Genomic DNA, 16,931 nt, shown 5'->3' with positions numbered 1-16,931 from the left:
AAGTTGTCCGATAGTTGCAAAATTCGGGATATGATTTATAAGATTCTGCTTATATTTCGTCAAGCGGCTTGCGTTTGTTCCCCTTTATTTTCTTGAAGTGACTGGGAGTCATTCCGGTTACATGCTTGAATTGGGCGCTGAGGTAGGAGACACTCGAATAGTTCAGCATATCGGCTATTTCGTTCAGGGATAGCTCCCCGTACATCAGCAGTTCTTTGGCACGCTCTATCTTCTGTGCGATGAGGTATTTTTCGATAGTGGTGTTGGTTGTTTCCGAGAAAAGCTTGCTTAATGCGCTGTAGTCCCGGTGCAGCTTGGATGCCAGGTAATCGGACTGATTGGTTTTCAGTCCGTTGTCATCGTAATGTACCAATTCGATGATAGCATCTTTTATCTGCTCTACAGTCTGTGATTTCTTGTCGTCAATCAGTTCGAATCCGAATGTTTCAAGCGAGGCTTTTACACGCTGATACGTTTCGTCGCTGACTGCGTCGGGCAGGACGGCGATGCCCAGTTCTACCGAAAGCGGGTGCAGCCCCAGTTGCTCAAGCTGGCTTTTCACCACCATGATGCAACGGTTGCAGACCATGTTCTTGATGTGCAGTGTGTTTTCGGGATTGGGTGTAATATCGGGCATTCCGTTCTTTTTCGGGCAAAGATAATAGGTATGGTTTGTTTTTGCTTTCATTTGTCTGCGAATAAATATTAATGGGGTTTATGGCAACCTCATCGTGAAATGCCTTTAGTGAAAGCTTTTTTCCATAACCTTCCGGCTGAGCAATGTCTGCATAGCGCCCCGCATGGACAGGTAAACAAGAAAAGCAAGCCACAGGGCATGGTTGCCTAAAACCGTGTGGAATCCGTAGTACACCGCAAAGAAGCTGACGGCTGAGGCTGCCATGGAGAGAAGCATGCCGCGCGTTGCCGTTGCGCCGATAAAGATGCCGTCCCAGATAAAGGCGGCAATTCCGGCAGCGGGTATGGCAAGCGCCCAATAGAAGTAAGTGTCGGCGGCGGTTATTACGTTCCGGTCATCGGTCAGCAGTGCCAGAAAAGCATTGCCTCCCGAGGCATAGACCAGCGTGAACAGTACGGTCAGCCCGGCGCCCCATATAAACAGATGCCGGACGGTATCGGTAAATGCTTTCCGGTTGCGGGCACCTATGTATCGTCCGCTCAGGGCTTCTCCCGCATAGGCGAAACCGTCCATCACGTAAGAGAAAAGGGTGAAGAGTTGCATCAGCAACGTGTTTACCGCCAGGATAATTTCACCTTGCGAGGCTCCTGCCGAGGTAAAGAATAACGTAACGGCTACCAGACATAATGTCCGCAGGAAAATGTCGCGGTTCACTTGGAAAAAGCGTATCATTGCCTCTTTTTGAAGCACTCCTTTCCAAACGATATACTTCTTCAGTTTGCCGTAGCGGTTCATCCACAGTACCAGCCCCATAAGAAAACCCGCATATTGGGCAATCAGTGTTCCCAAGGCTACGCCTTCCACTTTCATCCCGAAGAAACAGACAAGGCTGAGGCTTGCCATGATGTTGACAATGTTCTGCGTAATGGCTATGTACATGGGAATGCGGGAGTTCTGCATACCGATGTACCACCCGGAGAGTCCGTATAGCCCCAGCATGGCGGGAGCGCCCCATATGCAGATATGAAAGTAGAGTGTTGCCATTTCCCTGACTTCTTCCGTGGGGTGGATAATCTGGAAAGCCGCTTGCCTGATAGGAACTTGCAGCAGGATAAGGCATAATGCCACGGCAAGTCCTATCCCCACCGAACGTATCAGCAGGCGGACAATTTCCGGCAGGTCCCGCTTGCCGTAAGCCTGTGATGTCATGCCGCTGGTTCCCATACGCAGAAAGCCGAATATCCAATAAATGATATTGAACAGCATGCCGCCTACTGCAATGGCGCCGATATAGGCAGGAGAACCCAGGTGTCCTACAATGGCTACGTCAATCAGCCCGAGCAGGGGCACGGTGATGTTCGATACGATGGAGGGTAAGGCTATCTGCAATATCTGTCTGTCTATAGGATTCATTAGCAATGTTTTATTTAAGAGAACGCAAAGGTACGCAGAAAAAGAAAAAACAGTGGGAAAGATTAACTATATTTCTACTTTCATCTATTGACGATTGCCGCGGAAATCCGTAAATTTGTAGATGAATTTCTATTGGGATATTTCAGGCTGTTTAACTATATACACTTTAAAATGAAAACCTTGACTTTTCTTTTCTTCGGACTCCTGCTGTGTCCGATGACGCTTTTGGCACAATCGGCAGATGTATTGTTGCAGAAGGTGGCTGATGCCTTGTCGGCAGGTAAGGACGATTATGCCGTGAGTCTGTTCCGTCAGGCTGCCGATGCGGATGCGGGACAGACGGAGATGTTCTATTGGACAAGCGTTGGAAAAGCCACTGCGGCAGCTCCGCGGCTTGCGCAGGAACTGGCCGTTTGCTACAGAGACAAACGGAATTACGACAAGGCATACCTTTTTTATAAGGAGTGGCTGCAGTATTATCCGGAAGATGTTTCCGCACTTGTAGCCTGTGCAGAGATGCAGATGATGCGCGGTGAAACGAAAGACGCGATGAAGCTCTATGAGAAAGTGCTGGCTTTGGATGCCGATAATCTTCAGGCAAATATATTTTTGGGCAACTATTACTACCTGCAAGCCGAGCAAAAGAAGAAAACGTTGGAGGACAACTATAAGAAAATCGTATCGCCCACACGTATGCAGTATGCCGGTTACCGTAACGGATTGTCGGATATTTACTCCAATGGGTATAGCAAGGCTAAGGGGTACTTGCAGAAGGTGCTTCAACTCTTCCCGTCTACCGAAGCGGGGAAGACCTTGGAGCGGATAAAGAAATTGGAAAAAGAGATGAATAATTGACGGTTCATCTCTTTTCTTTTCCTGCCTGTAGCAATGTCTATTTGGCGGTACGGATTGGCAACTTCATAAGTCCGTCTGGTGCAGAACGGGTGTCTGCTTCCTGAACGGCTTTGGGGCCCGGTATCAGAGGACTGTATAACAAAACATGCCGGATGCGTGCCCGCTGTTCGGGAGTAAATTGGTCGGAATGGCTGATTGCGTAATCCATGATGTTGTGTGAGACAAAGGATTCGCCTGTCAGGCAATTCTCACGGTTCACCAAATTGGCAAATGTGAAGTTTCCCGGTTCATTCGCCGCGATATATGCGTAATTCATATCGTATGCTTCCTTATTGTAGGTGGGGGTATCTGTGCAATAGTCGGTATCTTCACAACTGTTTCCTCTTTCTGTTTCGGAGAATACATGGTGTAATCCTAAATAATGCCCTAATTCATGAGCCAATGTAACGGTAATGTCTGCTGGTTTGTATGTGGTTGCCGTACTTTCTTCGTTGATGAACCGGCTGTTGATGGATACACAATAGGGGAAGGACAAGTTCTTCAGTTCCAATCGGGATACATTGATTTCACTGAGACCGGCCAGGCTGTTCGCCCCTTTTGTGGTAAACGGCAGATGGGATATTCCTAATGTCGTTGTATTACTGCCGGGCTCATTGGCAAAGTTGTAGACCATTATATTGATATATCTGTTGGGGTCCCATACATATCTTACATACCCTTTTCCCGCAGTTTCGTTTATATCATCATTCATAAAGACATCGCAATCTATCGGATAGCTGCCCGGCCATGAAATGTATTCCACTCCCGGCTGGTCCGTCTTTTCTCCATCCGGACTTGCGGTGGCGAGTGTAAAGGTAAGGTTCATGTCTGCGTTTTGCACGCTCTTCTTATAAAGCCGGTTTACTGCGTTCAATATTTCAGACAGGCGGTTGGGGCTGACATACTGTTGCGCGTCGGACTTGTTTTGGTAAAGCACATGGAAAACTACCGGCAGATTGTAGTGATATTGTTCTATGGGTGTATATCCAGCTGCTTGAGTGATTTCTATTTTTCTGCTCATCTTGGTAGCCGGTGATGCGACTGTTACTGTAACTTTTCTCTCTTTACTGTCGGGGTTGGCTTCTATTTGCAGGGTCAATGTCTGATTTCCGGAGCCTTTGCCTGGAGTGACGTTGCACCATTGTGCCGTTTTGGATATTTGCCACTCCACATCGCTTGTTACGGAAACCGTCAATGTGGCTCCGTCGCCATCGACATTGCTGAATGACGATTCGGAGAGTTCCAAACAGTTGGCTTCATTATCTTCGCAACCATATAAGATAAAACTTGCTATAACGGCTACAATTAAGGCTTGTATCTTCATGGGTTTATATATTGATTTCATACAAAACGTGTTTTATAAAGATAATGTTTGCCAATTTGTCTAATCAGATAATGTATTGCACCTCTTTAAATAAATATTCCCGTTCCTTGCCGTTCTCGTCTTCCAGGACAAAACGTCCGTCTTGCTCCACACGCAGCAGGCGGGCAGAGAATTTGCCGCCGGCATCTTCGTAAGGGTGAAAACCTCTGCGGCGGAATAGGGAGCGGGCATAACGGGCGGTTATTTCGGCGGTATAAGTACCGCTGTCTTCCGTTTGCAAACCGTTGTAGTAGATTTGTACCCTTTTCAGTATGTGCGATAAAATCTCATAGCGGTCGTGTTCCTGACCGGTAATTTGTTTCAGCGATACCGGGTTGGGGGCATCACTGTGAAACTCATTCTGATTGATATTGATTCCGATGCCGGAAATGCTGCGTCCGATGAAGTGTCCGGATAGGTCGTTCTCTATCAGTATGCCGCATATTTTCTTGTCTCTCCAGTAAATGTCATTCGGCCACTTTATCGTAATTTCGTCCGACCATCTGTCCAGCTCTTCCTTGATGGAAAGAGACACGATTTGTGATAGGATAAACTGGCGGCGCGCTTCCAGAAAAGTAGGATAGAGGACAAAGCTGAAAAGCAGGTTCTTGCCTCTTTCCGCTTCCCAGGTGTTGCCGCGCTGGCCTTTACCGGCTGTTTGAAATTCGGCTGTAACTGTAGTTAGTTCGGCAACGGATTCTTGCAACTCATTACATAACTGGCTGATGTACCGGTTGGTTGAGTCGGTTTCATCCAACACTATCAGCGGATAAGGAAACGTTTCAGGGCAGGGCTTCATACTCATTGCGCATTTTTTTAGTGAATTTCTTTATTACTTCTTCGTAGGAGTGGTCTATCAGATGTTTTATCAGTTTGTCATCTGCATCACTGTCCAGGAGCACCTGGTTCCAATACTTCTTGTTGAAGTGCCAGGCTCCTTCAACGGCATTGTAGCGGTCGCGCAATTCCAGCGCGTATTCCGGGTCGCATTTCATGGTGATGCGGTCGGGAGTGTTGAGATTGATGCATAAAAACATCTTTCCCATTACCCGGATAACGAGGAAATCCTCACCGAAAGGAGTATCTTCGGTTGCGGCCTTTTTACTGAGGCAATATTCGCGGGCGGTTTCTATATTCATTGTATTCAGGGGTTAGGGTTCTTTTAAAACACAGGCGGGTAAAATGCTTCTTTGATGTGCTCTATCTTGAAAGCACCGGCATCGCCCACTGCTGTAATGATGTCGAAGCGCACGGGGGCGTCAATGCGGAAATGCTTTACGTAAGCATCGGCTGCTATGACAATACGGCGTATTTTCTGCCAGTTGACGGCATCTTGCGGCTTGATGTATTCCGTGTTACTTCGGGTTTTTACTTCTACAATAATCAGTCCGTTGTCCTTGGTGGCAACAATGTCCAGTTCCAAACGGTTTTTCCGCCAGTTCCGGTCGCGTATCACATATCCGTTATGTTCCAGATAAGCCGCAACCGCATCTTCTCCGGCTTTTCCCAGAGCATTATGTATTGCCATAGTACAATTTTCTTTCTTTCAGTACAAAAATACGTTTTTTCTGCTTTGTTTTTACAGAAGTAAAGCTAATTTTGCAAAGAAATATGAGAAAGAGAGACAAAACGTGTGCAAAAGCAACACCGGAAGAACCTAAACGCGAGCAGCGCATGGTATGCCTGATGAGCGAAGAAGAGCTGCGGATTGTGGATCGTTATCTGGAGAAGTATAAGATAACGAACAAATCGCGCTGGCTGAGGGAAACCATTCTCATGTTTATCCATAAGAATATGGAAGAAGATTATCCTACACTGTTCGGTGAGCATGACATGCGAAGATGAGAAGTGGTGGAATAGGATAGATGTGTGATGTGGAATGAGATAAACTGCAAGTAGTAAGAATTATGACAGATACGGATTATATGAAGCAGGCGCTTTTGGAAGCGCAAAAAGCAGGTGAGCGGGGTGAAGTGCCCGTTGGTGCCGTTGTTGTTTGCAAAGACCGTATCATTGCCCGTGCCCATAATCTGACTGAAACGCTGACGGATGTCACTGCACATGCCGAAATGCAGGCTATCACTGCCGCCGCTGCTACGCTTGGTGGCAAATATCTGAACGAATGTACTCTTTATGTGACCGTTGAACCATGCGTGATGTGTGCCGGTGCCATAGCATGGGCACAAATGGGACGGTTGGTATTTGGTGCGGAAGATGAGAAACGGGGATACCAGCGTTATGCACCAAAGGCTTTGCATCCTAAAACTGCGGTAGTGAAAGGAGTATTGGCGGATGAATGCGCTGCATTAATGAAAGACTTTTTTGCTGCAAAACGCAGATAATACTTTTCTGAAAAATTTCGCTATAACAGGTTTGTCTTGTAGTGCGGAATACAAATAAATTATCTTACGGGATAATTATTGTGTAATGATATGACTCTCTGCAATTGTTATTCTTCTTTGATTTCTTCGAAATCCACATATTCCCCCTCGTCCTGGGAAAACAGTTTCTTGTGCCTGCCATGTGCGGTTTCTTCTTTTATCCTTGTTTTAGGTTCTTCGTTGGAAGAAGAGCCGGATTGTTGTCTGCCATTGAAAGAATACCCTCTTCCGGATTGATAATTTCCATTATCGTTCCGGTAAGTGTTTGATGAGCGGCGGCTACCCAAGCCGAAAATACTCCGGATAACAGTGCCGATGATGCTAAGTCCGATAAGCAGGATGGCGATTATAATGATAAATAAAAATCCTAAAAAATGAAACATGGGCTAATGTCTTTTTATGTGTTCGTTTTCAGCGAACGATAATACAACAACCGTGCCAAGAAAATGTTTACTTACGCTTTCCTGTGAGAAGTGACAGCAAGATGTACCATACAATTACCGCTGCGAAACCACTGACTTTCAAAAAAACAAGAAGCGGAATACTGATAATCAGGAAACTGAAACTTACTTTGTTGTCTTTCCATGAGAGGCTCTTGAATTTCAATGAGAACATCGGTATTTCCGATACCAGCAACCACGAAAACAAGCAAACCAATGCTAAGAGATAAAGCGGATTAAAGCTCTCCGAGATAAGTATGGGATGTATTCCCGCCACTAACGACGCCCAAAAAAGGGCATTGGCAGGAACCGGTACGCCGATAAAAGAACTGGTCTGGCGGGTGTCGTTGTTGAACTTAGCCAGACGCAACGCCGAGAATACGGAAATAAGGAATGCTGTGTAAGGCATATAAGGAACGATGAACTCCATGGATGCCGGATAATGCATTTCTTTAAATAAAGAGAACACTATTAGTGAGGGCGCTACGCCGAAACTTACATCATCCGCCAGCGAATCCAAGTCTTTGCCGATGGGAGAGTGTGCATTCAGCAGACGTGCCATCATGCCGTCGAAAAAATCGAATACGGCACTGAGGATAATGAATGCAAGCGCCAGGTTATAGTTGGCTTCAAAAGCCATGACGCAGGCGATACACCCGGAGAACAGGTTCAGGCAGGTTAAGGTATTCGGTATGGAGCGGGTAATGCAGTTTGCCATTGTTACTTGAGTTTTGCTATTACGGTCTGGTTGCCGGTAGTCAGTTGTCCGAGTTTAACAAGAACTTCCGTACCCAGCGGAAGGAATACATCCACACGCGAACCGAACTTGATGAAGCCCATATGTTCGTCGATATAACACTCTTCGCCCGGTTCGGCATAAGTTACGATACGGCGTGCCATGGCGCCGGCAATCTGGCGTGCCATGATTTCCACACCTTCGGGGGTTTCGATTACTACAGTGGAACGTTCATTGTCGGTGCTTGCTTTGGGCAACCAGGCTTTCATGAACTTGCCGTTCTGGTGAGATACCGACTTCACGGTTCCGTCCACCGGATACCAGTTGGCATGTACGTTGACCAGACTCATAAATATGGAAACCATGATACGGCGGTCATGGAAATATTCGGTTTCTTCAACCTCTTCCACTACCACAATCTTTCCGTCAGCCGGGGCAACCACGATTTTTTCAGTATTTTCCTGGCCGAACAAACGTATAGGACAACGGAAGAAGTTCACTAAAATGCCATAAACCACAAGGCTGATAACTGCCACTACGTAGAAGGGAATCTTACATTCCAAACCGAAGTAAAGCCCTGCGTTTACGGCGAGTATCAACAATAAACTGCCGGCCAATGTATGTGTTCCTTCACGGTGAATACGTATTTTCTTTAATTTTTTAAGTCGACCCATGTATCTTGTTTTATTCTTTTCTAATGCAAATTATCTGCAAAAATAGGCTTATTTTGAAAATCTAACAAGAATTTAGTCATAGAATTACAGATGTTGATAACTTTTTGAGGAATATTTTTGTTAGATGTAGCATAGGTCGTACCTTTATGCTCACTTATAGAAAGGATAAATTTATGCAGGATTTTGTTCATTTGCACGTACACACCCAGTATTCACTTCTTGACGGTCAGGCCAGCGTAAGCCGGCTGGTAGACAAGGCGATGAAGGATGGTATGAAAGGTATAGCCGTTACCGATCATGGCAATATGTTCGGTATCAAGGAATTCACCAACTATGTCAATAAGAAGAACAGCGGTCCGAAAGGGGAGATAAAAGACCTGAAAAAACGGATTGCCGGCATAGAGAGCGGTGAGATAGAATGTGAGGATAAGGAAGCGGAGATAGCGGCTTGCAGAGCAAAAATAACGGAAGCCGAAAATAAACTGTTCAAGCCCATTATCGGTTGTGAGATGTATGTGGCACGCCGCACAATGGACAAGAAAGAGGGTAAGCCCGACCAGAGCGGTTATCACCTGATTGTATTGGCGAAGAATGAAAAAGGTTATCACAATCTTATAAAGCTGGTGTCCCGTGCATGGACTATGGGATACTATATGCGTCCGCGTACCGACCGCAATGAATTGGAGAAGTATCATGAAGGATTGATAGTCTGTTCCGCCTGTATCGGTGGGGAGGTTCCTAAAAAGATTATCAACGACCAGTTGGAAGAAGCGGAAGAGGCCATCCGCTGGTATAAGAATCTTTTCGGGGATGATTATTATCTGGAATTGCAACGTCATAAGGCAACTGTTTCCCGTGCCAATCATGAGGCTTATCCTTTACAGCAAAAAGCCAATGCCAAACTGTTGGAATATGCCAGGAAGTACAATATAAAAGTAATCTGCTCCAATGACGTTCACTTTGTGGACGAGGAGAATGCCGAGGCGCACGACCGCCTTATCTGTTTGAGTACGGGCAAGGATCTGGACGACCCGAGCCGTATGCTTTACACCAAGCAGGAATGGATGAAGACCAAGGCGGAGATGAACGAGCTTTTTGCCGATGTTCCCGAAGCGCTTTCCAATACACTGGAGATTTTGGACAAGGTGGAATATTACTCCATAGATCATGCCCCTATCATGCCTACTTTTGCCATTCCCGAAGATTTCGGAACGGAAGAGGAATACAGGCGGAAATATACGGAAAAAGATTTGTTCGACGAGTTTACGCAGGACGAAAACGGAAATGTCGTCTTGGACGAGGAAGCCGCCAAAGCTAAAATCAAGCGTTTGGGCGGTTACGAAAAACTTTATCGTATTAAATTGGAAGCCGACTATCTTGCCAAACTGGCATTTGACGGTGCCAAACGGCTTTACGGTGACCCGTTGTCGGACGAAGTGAAAGAACGTTTGGTTTTTGAGTTGTACATTATGAAGACGATGGGTTTCCCCGGTTACTTCCTGATTGTACAGGACTTTATCAATGCCGCCCGTACGCAATTGGGCGTTTCGGTGGGACCGGGACGTGGTTCGGCTGCCGGTTCGGCCGTGGCATACTGCTTGGGCATAACCAAGATAGACCCTATCCAGTACGACCTGCTGTTCGAGCGTTTCCTTAATCCCGACCGTATTTCCTTGCCTGATATTGATGTGGACTTCGATGATGACGGACGCGGTGAAGTATTGCGCTGGGTAACGGAAAAGTATGGTCAGGAGAAGGTGGCGCATATCATCACGTATGGTACTATGGCAACCAAACTGGCCATTAAGGATGTCGCCCGTGTACAAAAGCTGCCTTTGTCGGAATCCGACCGTCTGGCAAAATTAGTTCCCGATAAAATTCCCGATAAGAAACTGAATCTTCCCAATGCCATCGCTTATGTACCTGAGCTTCAGGCTGCAGAAGCATCGCCCGACCCGCTGGTGCGCGATACGTTGAAGTATGCCAAGATGCTGGAAGGTAACGTGCGCGGTACGGGTGTGCATGCTTGTGGTACGATTATCTGTCGTGACGACATCACCGACTGGGTTCCTGTGAGCACGGCAGATGATAAGGAAACGGGAGAGAAGATGCTCGTTACCCAGTACGAGGGTTCGGTCATTGAAGATACCGGATTGATTAAAATGGACTTCCTGGGACTGAAGACCCTTTCCATTATCAAGGAAGCCGTTGAAAATGTACGTTTACACCGGGGACTGTCGTTGGATATCGACAAGATTTCCATTAAAGACCCCGCTACCTATAAATTATACTGCGACGGACGGACTATCGGTACCTTCCAGTTCGAGTCCGCCGGCATGCAGAAATACCTGCGCGAGTTGCAGCCAAGTACTTTCGAGGACCTGATTGCCATGAATGCTCTTTATCGTCCGGGACCTATGGACTATATCCCTGACTTCATCGACCGTAAATGGGGACGCAAGCCTATCGAGTATGATATTCCCATCATGGAGAAATATCTGAAAGATACCTACGGCATTACCGTCTATCAGGAGCAGGTGATGCTTCTGTCCCGTTTGTTGGCAGACTTTACCCGTGGTGAGTCCGATGCCTTGCGTAAGGCAATGGGTAAGAAACTGCGCGACAAGCTGGATCATATGAAGCCGAAGTTCATTGCTGGCGGACAGAAGAACGGACACGATGCGAAGGTGCTCGAAAAGATTTGGGCGGACTGGGAGAAGTTTGCATCCTATGCTTTCAATAAGTCTCATGCCACCTGCTATTCATGGGTTGCCTATCAGACGGCGTTCCTGAAAGCCAATTATCCGGCAGAGTACATGGCTGCCGTAATGAGCCGAAGCTTGTCCGATATAACGACGATAACCAAGCTCATGGACGAATGTAAGTCCATGGGCATCAAAGTGCTTGGACCCGACGTGAACGAATCGAACCTGAAGTTTACCGTGAACCCCGAAGGTAATATCCGTTTCGGATTGGGTGCCGTGAAGGGAGTAGGTGAGGGTGCTGTGCAAAGTATCATGGAAGAGCGTGCGAAGAACGGGCCTTATACCGGTATTTTCGATTTTGTGCAGCGCGTCAATCTGAATGCCTGCAACAAGAAGAACTTGGAATGCCTTGCCCTTGCCGGTGGTTTTGACAGTTTTCCTGAGCTGAAGCGCGAACAGTATTTTGCCGTCAATACCAAGAATGAAGTCTTTATTGAGACATTGGTGCGCTATGGCAACCGTTATCAGGCAGATAAGGCGGCAGCGGTCAACTCCCTGTTCGGTGGAGAAAATGTAGTGGACATAGCCACTCCCGAAATTCCGCAGGCAGAACGTTGGAGTGATCTCGACCGGTTGAACAAGGAGCGGGACTTGGTAGGCATTTATCTCTCCGCTCATCCCTTGGATGAATATGCCGTGGTGCTGGAATATGTTTGTAACACACACATGGCGGAACTGGAGGACAAGACCGCCCTTGTGGGACGTGAAATAACTATGGGGGGCATCGTTACTTCCGTCCGCCGGGGCATCAGTAAAAACGGCAATCCTTATGGCATTGCCAAGATAGAGGACTATTCCGGGTCGGCAGAGTTGCCTTTCTTCGGAAACGACTGGGTGACTTACCAGGGATACCTGGGCGAGCGTACCTTCCTTTATATAAAGGCGCGCTGCCAGCCTAAACAGTGGCGGCAGGACGAACTGGAGCTGAAGATTACCTCAATGGAACTGCTTCCCGATGTAAAGGAAAAACTGATAGAGAAGATAACGATCCTTATCCCGCTCGGCGTGCTGAACAAGGCACTGGTGACGGAATTGGCGGAACTGACGAAGGAGCGTCCCGGTACAACGGAACTTTACTTTAAAGTGACCGACCCGGAGAGCAAGATGACCCTTGACCTGGTGTCCCGTCCGGTGAAGCTTTCCGTAGGCCGTGAGCTGATCTCTTATTTAAAAGAGCGTCCGGAGCTTGATTTTCGGATAAATTAATTATCTTTGCTTCACTGATGGCAGTAGGCGGATAATGCTGATACTGTACTGTTGAATTGATATTTAACTTAATATTTAGAAGAAATGGCATTAGAAATTACAGACAACAACTTCAAGGAAATCCTGGCAGAGGGTAAACCTGTGGTAATTGATTTTTGGGCGCCGTGGTGCGGACCTTGCAAAATGGTGGGTCCTATCATTGAAGAACTGGCCGGCGAATATGAAGGCAAAGCGCTTATCGGTAAATGCGATGTAGACGAAAACGGAGATGTTGCCGCCGAATACGGTATTCGCAATATTCCTACCGTACTGTTCTTCAAGAATGGAGAACTGGTGGACAAGCAAGTGGGTTCTGCTCCTAAACCGACTTATGCAGCGAAAATTGAAGCACTGTTGTAAGGTGGTGGTACTATTAATCCTTTAAAGATATAAAGCTATGGGACTGGAAGACGATTTTTTGAAGAATGATCTCGATGATGAAAAGACCATTGAGTACATCAAAAACTATTTGCCGCAGGAGTTGAAAGAGAAGTTCTCTGACGATGAGTTTTATTATTTTCTCGATTTGATTGACGAGTATTATTCCGAGAGCGGCATCCTCGATGTGCAGCCCGACGGTGACGGATATATCGAAGTCGATCTGGGAAAAATCGTAGATTACATCATCAAGGAAGCTCATAAAGACGAAATGGGCGATTATGATCCGGATGAAATCCTTTTCATCGTGCAGGGCGAAATGGAATACACGGAGTCATTGGAGGATGAGTAATTCACAGTTTGGATTATAATGAAAAAGGAAAGGCGCGGGATGAAAACCTGCGCCTTTCCTTTTTTCCTGTATGTTGTATATCAGTCTTTCCGTTTATGCTACCGGCGGAGTATTCAGAAAAAAGAATACCGCCGTGCCGATAAGTATCATTCCCAATACCCCGTAAAACCAGCGTGCTTGCCGGCGGCCTACATTCCGTACGACAAACTGCGTGTTCTGGGCGGTAAAGAACCAATCCCAATCTAAGATTGCAGCCAGCAGGGAGATAATTCCCGCAACGGCAAAGATACCCTGAACGATGTACTGGCTCATGTAGTGCGATTAGCGGTTGATGATTAACGGCCGGTACTAATCCAGCGGTTGCAGTGTAACTTCCCGTTCACCGTTTTCTATCTCTTCGATAGTGACTTTCACGGTATTTCCCGGCAGCAGCTCTTCAATCAGTTCCGGCCATTCGATGAAGCAGAGCGCACCGCTGTACAGATAATCTTCGTATCCCATATCGTACACCTCTTCCAGTTTCTTGATCCGGTAGAAATCGAAGTGGTAAATCAACTCTCCGGCAATTTCGGAACGGTATTCGTTTACGATGGCGAAAGTAGGGGAGGTAATGACATCGGATACGCCGAGCTCTTCGCAAACCGCCTTGATAAAGGTCGTCTTGCCGGCTCCCATTTTGCCGTAAAAAGCAAACACGGTATTGTCGCCCATTGCCTCGACGAACCGGCGGGCGGCTTCATGAATCTGGTCTAATGACTGAATCTTGATTTCCATTATTTTGTATTTTTCTGCAAAGATAATGCAAACCGAGAGCATAAAAAATGAACGTGCTCATTTTTTATGCCGAGGCACAGCTTATCTTCGCTTTTTCTGCAAAGATAACCAAAAACTTTTTCCCCCTTTACAGATTGCATAAATAATAATGGAGAAGAAGATGATGGCTGCTCCCGAAGGAACATTGAGATAGTATGAAATGAGCAGTCCGCCCAGGCAACTGAGGTAACCGATGCTCACAGACAGCCAGATGATGCGGTGAAACCTATGTGAAAAGAGATTGGCAGTCATCTGCGGGATTGTCAGCAATGAGATAACCAGCACGATGCCCACCATACGCAGGCAGGCTACGATAGTCAGCGCAATGAACATCATCAGTACATATTCAAAGGTCTGTACGGGTATTCCTTGCGAACGGGCGAATTCGCGGTCGAATGCCACATAGATTATCGGATGCAGGAAAAACGAGAAGAACAGGATAAGCAGTGCTGCCAGTCCGCCCAGCAGGGCGATGTCGCCAAATGTAATAGTCAGGATATTCCCGAACAGGTAGGCGGAGAGGTCGGGTGCAAATCCGGGAGACAGGAATGTGAATATGATGCCCAATGCCATTCCCAGTGTCCAGAATACCGCAATGGCAGAGTCCTCGCGCATGTCTTTCCGCTTGCTGAGCCATTCCACGCCGAATGCTGACAGTACGGAAAAGACCGCTGCCGACAGAATCGGTGAAATCCCCGCATACAGTCCCAGGCCTATACCGCCGAAAGAGGCATGCGTCAGTCCGCCGCTGATAAAAACCAGCCTCCGGGTGACGATGTACGTACCGATAATTCCGCAGACAATGCTTGCCAGCAGACTGCCGATGAGGGCATGTTGAAAGAATGTATATTGTAAAAGTTCCATGCGGCGGGGGTTAGTGGTTATTTCTTCTTTCTCCTACAATCAGGAATACTTCGTCTTTTATATTGTCGGGCAGTGCAATGCCGCGCAGTTGCAGGCTGCGCACCCACCCTGCCACGTCTTCCGACTGCATGGTGTAGAACACATCACGGAACTCATCTTCCTGTTCGGGCGTATACTCGTCGGGAGCGGTTCCGATGTATTTGTCCAGCTCCTCGTCGTCATAGTATTCTATCTTCTTGCTGACGGCGGCGAGCAGGCTCTCTTTTTCGCATACCTCGTGCTGTCCGCAACATTCCGCATCCACTTCCTGCACTTCGGGCATAGCGTCCAGTTCGCCATTGTCAATTTTCTTCTGGAGTCTGCGGTTGCGTACGGTTCCGGCTATGGCAGCTACGACGGCAAGGGCAATCAGGCTAATAATCAGTATCCACATACGTTCTCTTTCCTTGAAAAAAAAGTGTCCTTATACAATAGAACGGACAAAGATACACATTGTTTTCGTATCTGCCCGCTTTTGAACAGGCAAAAAGAAAGTGTGCCGGAATGCTTTTCAGCTGTCATGCAATCAGGCTGTCCGCAGCGGTGCGTCGGGCGATGTTAATGACAGATGATAAAGCCTGCTTGCTTCAAATCTTCCCAATAGCCCGGATAGGATTTGGATACTACCTGGGGTTCGTCAATCCTTATCTGCGGCAGTGCGATACAGGCGGGGGCAAATGCCATTGCCATGCGGTGATCTTCGTAGGTGGCGATAACGGGAGCGCTTTCGGCAGGGCAACGTTCACCCTCCCACAGCAGGATGCTGTCCTGCTCGGAACGTACCGCATAGCCTAATTTACGCAGTTCGGCGATAAGGGCGGTGATGCGGTCGGTCTCTTTGATTTTGAGGCTTTGCAGGCCGGTAAAGCGGAAAGGGATATTCATCAGGCAGCAAGTGACGACAAAGGTCTGCGCAAGGTCGGGAATATCTACCATATCTTCTTCGAGACGGTCAACGGGCGTCCCCGCAAGTGTGAGCCGTACCCCCTTGTCCGTGTATTCGGTATGTACGCCCAGGCGGGAGAAAATCTCCGCACCGCGGCTGTCACCCTGATAACTGTGGGGGAACAGTCCGAGCAACTCTACCGTTTCCTCTTCATTCCCTTTCGGTAACTCTCCACTCCCCGTTTTCCGTTCTTCATTCCCCCTCAACGCCAGTATCTGATACCAGTAGGATGCCGCGCTCCAGTCGCTCTCTACAGTGAACGGAACATCCCGGTAACCGCCGGGATATACAGTGATACTGTTTTCGGAACTCCATTCGGCATGTCCGCCGAAGTCCCGTATGAGCTTGAGGGTGAGGTCGATGTAGGGACGGGAAATGATACAGCCCGTAAGATGCAGGTGCAACCCTTGGGGAAGAACAGCTCCTATCATCAGCAGGGCGGATATATATTGTGAACTCACGTTTCCGGCAAGCGATATTTCACAGCCTTGCAATTCCGAACCGGTGATGCGCAGGGGCGGGAAGCCCTCATTGCCTGCGTACTCGATGTTTGCACCGAGCTGGCGCAGGGCGTCTGTCAGAATACGGATGGGCCGCTGCTGCATACGTTGCGTTCCGGTAATGATACGGACACCGGGCGTTACGCTGAGGTAGGCGGTGAGAAAACGCATGGCCGTCCCTGCCGCCATGATGTCTATATGTTCGGGATTGCCTTGCAGCGCACGCACCATGACGCGGGTATCGTCGCAATCGCTCAGATTGCAGAGTGTCTGCCTGCCATGGGCAAGGGCGTGCAGGATAAGCGCACGGTTACTGATACTTTTGGATGCCGGTAGCCGGATAGCGGCATGCATCGGTACATCGGGAGCGGAAACGGTATAACGCATAGTTGTATTTGTTAAGTTACGGTAGCGGATGACTTTATACTCCGCTTGCAAAAGTAAGACAAATCTTTGGGAAATGGAAACTGTTGGCTCCACATTCGTGCTTT

General features: G+C 47.7%; 20 protein-coding genes. 6 read left to right on the top strand and 14 right to left on the bottom strand.

Translation table 11 applies throughout. The annotated features are described in order from the left end of the window. Window positions 1-49: 49 nt before the first annotated feature. Window positions 50-637, bottom strand: a complete 588-nt coding sequence (locus tag NQ565_RS00790) for a helix-turn-helix domain-containing protein (RefSeq protein WP_040316265.1) — start codon at window positions 635-637, stop codon at window positions 50-52. A gap of 105 nt (window positions 638-742) precedes the next feature. Next, window positions 743-2,050, bottom strand: a complete 1,308-nt coding sequence (locus NQ565_RS00785) for an MATE family efflux transporter (RefSeq protein ID WP_005657652.1) — start codon at window positions 2,048-2,050, stop codon at window positions 743-745. 171 nt (window positions 2,051-2,221) lie between these two features. Here NQ565_RS00785 and NQ565_RS00780 point away from each other — a divergent pair, with 171 nt between their 5' ends. After that, the gene (locus tag NQ565_RS00780) at window positions 2,222-2,905 is read left to right on the top strand and encodes a tetratricopeptide repeat protein (protein ID WP_040316263.1); all 684 of its coding nucleotides are present in this window, start codon (window positions 2,222-2,224) and stop codon (window positions 2,903-2,905) included. A gap of 37 nt (window positions 2,906-2,942) precedes the next feature. Here NQ565_RS00780 and NQ565_RS00775 read toward each other — a convergent pair whose 3' ends face one another. From NQ565_RS00775 to NQ565_RS00760, 4 genes are read right to left on the bottom strand one after another with little or no spacing between them, the layout of a single operon-like run. After that, complete coding sequence (locus NQ565_RS00775) at window positions 2,943-4,289, bottom strand: zinc-dependent metalloproteinase lipoprotein (protein WP_005657648.1); 1,347 nt, start codon at window positions 4,287-4,289, stop codon at window positions 2,943-2,945. Between the two features lie 43 nt (window positions 4,290-4,332). Beyond that, entirely contained in the window at window positions 4,333-5,106 is a 774-nt protein-coding gene (locus tag NQ565_RS00770) for a biotin--[acetyl-CoA-carboxylase] ligase (protein WP_005657646.1), read from the bottom strand. Continuing rightward, window positions 5,090-5,446: an MmcQ/YjbR family DNA-binding protein gene (locus tag NQ565_RS00765; RefSeq protein WP_005657644.1), complete on the bottom strand. Its 357-nt coding sequence runs from the start codon at window positions 5,444-5,446 to the stop codon at window positions 5,090-5,092. The genes NQ565_RS00770 and NQ565_RS00765 overlap by 17 nt, the downstream gene beginning before the upstream one ends. 23 nt (window positions 5,447-5,469) lie before the next feature. Beyond that, complete coding sequence (locus NQ565_RS00760; RefSeq protein WP_005657642.1) at window positions 5,470-5,835, bottom strand: YraN family protein; 366 nt, start codon at window positions 5,833-5,835, stop codon at window positions 5,470-5,472. An 83-nt stretch (window positions 5,836-5,918) separates the two neighbouring features. Here NQ565_RS00760 and NQ565_RS00755 point away from each other — a divergent pair, with 83 nt between their 5' ends. Next, on the top strand, window positions 5,919-6,152 hold the full coding sequence (locus tag NQ565_RS00755; protein WP_004293731.1) for a hypothetical protein: 234 nt from the start codon (window positions 5,919-5,921) through the stop codon (window positions 6,150-6,152). Window positions 6,153-6,214: 62 nt separating this feature from the next. After that, window positions 6,215-6,649, top strand: coding sequence for a nucleoside deaminase (locus NQ565_RS00750; RefSeq protein WP_005657638.1), 435 nt, complete (start codon window positions 6,215-6,217; stop codon window positions 6,647-6,649). Between the two features lie 107 nt (window positions 6,650-6,756). Here NQ565_RS00750 and NQ565_RS00745 read toward each other — a convergent pair whose 3' ends face one another. From NQ565_RS00745 to NQ565_RS00735, 3 genes are all read right to left on the bottom strand, one after another. After that, window positions 6,757-7,071: a DUF4834 family protein gene (locus NQ565_RS00745; RefSeq protein WP_005657637.1), complete on the bottom strand. Its 315-nt coding sequence runs from the start codon at window positions 7,069-7,071 to the stop codon at window positions 6,757-6,759. 67 nt (window positions 7,072-7,138) lie between these two features. Beyond that, window positions 7,139-7,846 carry a CDP-diacylglycerol--serine O-phosphatidyltransferase gene (gene pssA, locus NQ565_RS00740; protein ID WP_040316223.1) on the bottom strand — a complete coding sequence of 236 codons (708 nt, stop codon included), beginning with the start codon at window positions 7,844-7,846 and terminating at the stop codon, window positions 7,139-7,141. A 2-nt stretch (window positions 7,847-7,848) separates the two neighbouring features. Further along, complete coding sequence (locus tag NQ565_RS00735) at window positions 7,849-8,538, bottom strand: phosphatidylserine decarboxylase family protein (protein WP_005657633.1); 690 nt, start codon at window positions 8,536-8,538, stop codon at window positions 7,849-7,851. A gap of 173 nt (window positions 8,539-8,711) precedes the next feature. On the opposite strand from NQ565_RS00735, the gene dnaE reads away from it, so the two are divergent. The 3 genes from dnaE to NQ565_RS00720 all read left to right on the top strand — a co-directional run bounded on the left by dnaE (window position 8,712) and on the right by NQ565_RS00720 (window position 13,278). Continuing rightward, on the top strand, window positions 8,712-12,509 hold the full coding sequence (gene dnaE, locus NQ565_RS00730) for a DNA polymerase III subunit alpha (RefSeq protein WP_016661945.1): 3,798 nt from the start codon (window positions 8,712-8,714) through the stop codon (window positions 12,507-12,509). Window positions 12,510-12,593: 84 nt separating this feature from the next. After that, the gene (gene trxA / locus NQ565_RS00725) at window positions 12,594-12,908 is read left to right on the top strand and encodes a thioredoxin (RefSeq protein WP_005657629.1); all 315 of its coding nucleotides are present in this window, start codon (window positions 12,594-12,596) and stop codon (window positions 12,906-12,908) included. Between the two features lie 37 nt (window positions 12,909-12,945). Beyond that, a complete protein-coding gene (locus NQ565_RS00720) occupies window positions 12,946-13,278 on the top strand; it encodes a hypothetical protein (protein WP_005657627.1) in 333 nt (110 codons plus the stop codon). 93 nt (window positions 13,279-13,371) lie between these two features. On the opposite strand, the gene NQ565_RS00715 is transcribed toward NQ565_RS00720, so the two are convergent. The 5 genes from NQ565_RS00715 to NQ565_RS00695 all read right to left on the bottom strand — a co-directional run bounded on the left by NQ565_RS00715 (window position 13,372) and on the right by NQ565_RS00695 (window position 16,827). Beyond that, window positions 13,372-13,590 carry an immunity 17 family protein gene (locus NQ565_RS00715; RefSeq protein WP_005657624.1) on the bottom strand — a complete coding sequence of 73 codons (219 nt, stop codon included), beginning with the start codon at window positions 13,588-13,590 and terminating at the stop codon, window positions 13,372-13,374. A gap of 36 nt (window positions 13,591-13,626) precedes the next feature. Continuing rightward, the gene (gene tsaE, locus NQ565_RS00710; protein ID WP_016661944.1) at window positions 13,627-14,052 is read right to left on the bottom strand and encodes a tRNA (adenosine(37)-N6)-threonylcarbamoyltransferase complex ATPase subunit type 1 TsaE; all 426 of its coding nucleotides are present in this window, start codon (window positions 14,050-14,052) and stop codon (window positions 13,627-13,629) included. Window positions 14,053-14,133: 81 nt separating this feature from the next. Continuing rightward, the gene (locus NQ565_RS00705; RefSeq protein WP_005657619.1) at window positions 14,134-14,955 is read right to left on the bottom strand and encodes a metal ABC transporter permease; all 822 of its coding nucleotides are present in this window, start codon (window positions 14,953-14,955) and stop codon (window positions 14,134-14,136) included. 10 nt (window positions 14,956-14,965) lie between these two features. After that, window positions 14,966-15,388: a hypothetical protein gene (locus tag NQ565_RS00700; protein WP_005657616.1), complete on the bottom strand. Its 423-nt coding sequence runs from the start codon at window positions 15,386-15,388 to the stop codon at window positions 14,966-14,968. 164 nt (window positions 15,389-15,552) lie between these two features. After that, window positions 15,553-16,827 carry a 3-phosphoshikimate 1-carboxyvinyltransferase gene (locus NQ565_RS00695; RefSeq protein ID WP_005657615.1) on the bottom strand — a complete coding sequence of 425 codons (1,275 nt, stop codon included), beginning with the start codon at window positions 16,825-16,827 and terminating at the stop codon, window positions 15,553-15,555. Window positions 16,828-16,931: the final 104 nt, after the last annotated feature.

Origin of the sequence: Bacteroides stercoris ATCC 43183 (assembly GCF_025147325.1) — a bacterium.
GTDB classification, from domain to species: Bacteria; Bacteroidota; Bacteroidia; order Bacteroidales; family Bacteroidaceae; genus Bacteroides; species Bacteroides stercoris.
Note: the sequence above shows the minus strand (reverse complement) of the source record. Positions and strands in the feature narration are given on the sequence as shown.

Coding starts and splice junctions, on each gene's coding strand:
- NQ565_RS00745 (WP_005657637.1), bottom strand. CDS start 7,071: ATGTTTCATTTTTTAGGATTTTTATTTATCATTATAATCGCCATCCTG.
- NQ565_RS00780 (WP_040316263.1), top strand. CDS start 2,222: ATGAAAACCTTGACTTTTCTTTTCTTCGGACTCCTGCTGTGTCCGATG.
- NQ565_RS00700 (WP_005657616.1), bottom strand. CDS start 15,388: ATGTGGATACTGATTATTAGCCTGATTGCCCTTGCCGTCGTAGCTGCC.
- NQ565_RS00775 (WP_005657648.1), bottom strand. CDS start 4,289: ATGAAATCAATATATAAACCCATGAAGATACAAGCCTTAATTGTAGCC.
- NQ565_RS00735 (WP_005657633.1), bottom strand. CDS start 8,538: ATGGGTCGACTTAAAAAATTAAAGAAAATACGTATTCACCGTGAAGGA.
- NQ565_RS00705 (WP_005657619.1), bottom strand. CDS start 14,955: ATGGAACTTTTACAATATACATTCTTTCAACATGCCCTCATCGGCAGT.
- NQ565_RS00715 (WP_005657624.1), bottom strand. CDS start 13,590: ATGAGCCAGTACATCGTTCAGGGTATCTTTGCCGTTGCGGGAATTATC.
- tsaE (WP_016661944.1), bottom strand. CDS start 14,052: ATGGAAATCAAGATTCAGTCATTAGACCAGATTCATGAAGCCGCCCGC.
- NQ565_RS00785 (WP_005657652.1), bottom strand. CDS start 2,050: ATGAATCCTATAGACAGACAGATATTGCAGATAGCCTTACCCTCCATC.
- trxA (WP_005657629.1), top strand. CDS start 12,594: ATGGCATTAGAAATTACAGACAACAACTTCAAGGAAATCCTGGCAGAG.
- NQ565_RS00760 (WP_005657642.1), bottom strand. CDS start 5,835: ATGGCAATACATAATGCTCTGGGAAAAGCCGGAGAAGATGCGGTTGCG.
- dnaE (WP_016661945.1), top strand. CDS start 8,712: ATGCAGGATTTTGTTCATTTGCACGTACACACCCAGTATTCACTTCTT.
- NQ565_RS00770 (WP_005657646.1), bottom strand. CDS start 5,106: ATGAAGCCCTGCCCTGAAACGTTTCCTTATCCGCTGATAGTGTTGGAT.
- NQ565_RS00790 (WP_040316265.1), bottom strand. CDS start 637: ATGCCCGATATTACACCCAATCCCGAAAACACACTGCACATCAAGAAC.
- NQ565_RS00750 (WP_005657638.1), top strand. CDS start 6,215: ATGACAGATACGGATTATATGAAGCAGGCGCTTTTGGAAGCGCAAAAA.
- NQ565_RS00695 (WP_005657615.1), bottom strand. CDS start 16,827: ATGCGTTATACCGTTTCCGCTCCCGATGTACCGATGCATGCCGCTATC.
- NQ565_RS00755 (WP_004293731.1), top strand. CDS start 5,919: ATGAGAAAGAGAGACAAAACGTGTGCAAAAGCAACACCGGAAGAACCT.
- pssA (WP_040316223.1), bottom strand. CDS start 7,846: ATGGCAAACTGCATTACCCGCTCCATACCGAATACCTTAACCTGCCTG.
- NQ565_RS00765 (WP_005657644.1), bottom strand. CDS start 5,446: ATGAATATAGAAACCGCCCGCGAATATTGCCTCAGTAAAAAGGCCGCA.
- NQ565_RS00720 (WP_005657627.1), top strand. CDS start 12,946: ATGGGACTGGAAGACGATTTTTTGAAGAATGATCTCGATGATGAAAAG.